We start from the raw sequence: 2,566 nt of genomic DNA, 5'->3' as shown, positions 1-2,566 counted from the left end.
TTGGCTCAAGGCGGCGGCACTATCGAGAGCATCTTGCCATCCAGCTTCCCCCGTGGCGGCGTTTGCTTGGCCGGCATTACACAAAATCGCCCTGGCGCTGGCTTTAGTTTGTAGGCGTTGACGGCAATAATCGACGCAAGCAGCCCGCACTTGACTGGTGGTAAAGACTCCGGCGGCGATCGCTTCTGTTTCCGAGACAATTAGGGCTAAATCGGGCAAACCGGACGGTTTTAGGCCCGCGGCCATCCCTGCGGATTTAAATCCTTTTGGGGCCGTGATCCCCCCCTCTATTTCCTGCCAATCGGCCATTTTCTCCCGTCTCCTACTCAAATTCGACACTCGATTATAGCAAGTAAAAAGCCAAAAATTAGCAAAGGGTTTGACCGTTTCGGGTTGGGAAGTGGGGAAAAAAGGCCGACGGCTGATAATTACTGGCTGCAAATTAGCCTAAAATACGATTAATTGACCAGGATTTTGGGGCGATAGTTTATGGAACGCGGTTTATTGTGGACACCTTTATTAATTCTGTTTATTTGGTTGGCTTGGAGTGGTTGGAATGAATACCAAAAAGTGGAAATCTATCGACAATGGGCGGAAAACTTCGATCGAGCTAAGTATGATATATATTCTGTCTTAGGTCAAAAAGATAAAATTATCACTTGGGGAAAACCAACTCGTAAGGGAGTGATTAATTTACAAACTTTTTCCCTAGAGGAGGTCAAAGAAATCCGTTTGTTAGTTAATAATCAAGTGGTGGATTTAGATGCTCTTCCCCCGCAGGGTTCCCCTTTTCTAGAATTTATTTTTAAGGAGGGATCGCCTGAAAAAATTCCTTTTACTGAAGTTGAATTGGCCAGTCGGTGGGCGAAATTTTTACAACAACAAATCTTAATTTAATGGCGATAATTTCTAGCGCAATCTTCCTGATCGCAGGATACCGATAACTAACCATAAACCGATAAAACTAGCTGTAGCAAATAATACGGTACTAATAATAGTTAATTGCCGAGATTGGGCGCTGGCTGTGACGATGGCAGCCCCGATAATTAAGGAACCAATAATTACACTAAAAGCTAGTCGATTGGCGGAATTATCTAAACTGCGACGGAGATTATCTAAGTCGCGAATTTTCAGATTAACATTTAAAGTTTCCGAGGTTAAACCATCTAGTAAAACTTCGATTTGACGGGGATATTTCAGGGAAAAAGATTTCAAGTCTAAAACTGTTCTTAGGGCAGTTTGTAGGGGAGTGCTACCGATTAACTGTTGTTCGAGAATATTAGTTAATAGCGGTTTGACTTCCTCGAGGATATTAATATCAGGATTAAATTTTCGGGCAGTTCCTTCTAGATTAGCGAGACTTTTGGCAAATAAACCTAAATTACCCGGAAGTTTAATTCTATTGCGACGGGCAATTTGCAAAAGTTCATAAACCACCTCACTAAAGTTAATTTGATTTAAATTGAGGTTATAATATTTTCGCAGCATCCGCTCATAATCCACCTCTAATTGGACTAAAGTAATCGGGACTACTAACTCGGACAGTTTAATAGTTAGTTGACTGCATCTTTTCGCATCTAAGTCAACAATTGCCAATAACAATTCTGTTAAAATTTGTTGAGTTTGTGGGTCTAATCTGCCCACCATACCACAGTCAATTAAAGCTACTCTACCATCGTCAAGATAGAAAATATTACCCGGGTGAGGATCGGCATGAAAGAAGCCATCAATATAAATTTGTTGAAAAAATGACCGAAACAAAATTCTAGTTATTTCGCTTTTTCTTTGGGAAATTGCTTGCTCAGTTGGCGGTCTAGAAACATCGGCCTCTAAAATTTGTTTTCCTTCTAACCATTCTAACACTAATAGCTTGGAATTAGTTAAGTGCCAATAAATTTTAGGAATAACTAACTGTTTTGGTTCTGACCACCGACTCTGGGTTAAATTATAGCGTAATTGGTCAGTATAATGACCTTCTTGAGTGAAATCTAATTCCGCATTGACTGCTTTAATAAACTCCTCTGCTAAGTTAACAACGTCGTAACTTTGACCAAATTCTGTGAGGGCAACTAAATCAGCAATTACCTTAATTAAGGCACTATCTTGGGCGACAATTTTTTCAATCCCCGGACGCAAGACTTTAATCGCTACTTCCTCCCCAGATAATAAAGTTGCCCGATGAATTTGCCCGATCGATCCCGCGGCGATCGGTTGGGGATTAATATATTTAAATACCTGTTCGATCGGTTTTGCTAACTGTTCGGTGATGACTATTTCTATATCTGTCCAAGCAACGGGAGGAACTTGCGCTTGTAGGGCAGTTAAAGCCTCGATATAATTAGCAGGTAGCAGATCGGGACGGGTACTAAGTAACTGTCCCAATTTGACATAAAAAGGCCCCAATTCCACGAGGATTTTTTTGAGAACTTCTGGGGTGGGAATCTGGGGATTTTCTGTTTTTCCTAGGGTTAAAACCCCGCGCATATAGTCCCAACCGTTGCCGAGAACTATCTCCAGGATTTCTTTTTGTCTTTGACTGGTTTGGGGGAGTGAGAACACGGTATTA

Annotated in this window: 3 protein-coding genes; 1 reads left to right on the top strand and 2 read right to left on the bottom strand. The window is 41.4% G+C overall.

From position 1 onward, the window contains the following. Window positions 1-309: bifunctional ornithine acetyltransferase/N-acetylglutamate synthase (locus PX484_RS00550; RefSeq protein WP_288102650.1), on the bottom strand; the 309-nt coding region annotated here is incomplete at its 3' end. A 180-nt stretch (window positions 310-489) separates the two neighbouring features. Between PX484_RS00550 and PX484_RS00545 the strand changes: the two genes are divergently transcribed. Next, window positions 490-897: a hypothetical protein gene (locus tag PX484_RS00545; protein ID WP_287766283.1), complete on the top strand. Its 408-nt coding sequence runs from the start codon at window positions 490-492 to the stop codon at window positions 895-897. A 12-nt stretch (window positions 898-909) separates the two neighbouring features. On the opposite strand, the gene PX484_RS00540 is transcribed toward PX484_RS00545, so the two are convergent. Beyond that, window positions 910-2,559: an ABC1 kinase family protein gene (locus tag PX484_RS00540; protein WP_287766286.1), complete on the bottom strand. Its 1,650-nt coding sequence runs from the start codon at window positions 2,557-2,559 to the stop codon at window positions 910-912. Between the last annotated feature and the right edge of the window lie 7 nt (window positions 2,560-2,566).

Origin of the sequence: Microcystis sp. M49636_WE2, from assembly GCF_030065375.1 — a bacterium.
Taxonomy (GTDB): domain Bacteria; phylum Cyanobacteriota; class Cyanobacteriia; order Cyanobacteriales; family Microcystaceae; genus Microcystis; species Microcystis aeruginosa_C.
Note: the sequence above shows the minus strand (reverse complement) of the source record. Positions and strands in the feature narration are given on the sequence as shown.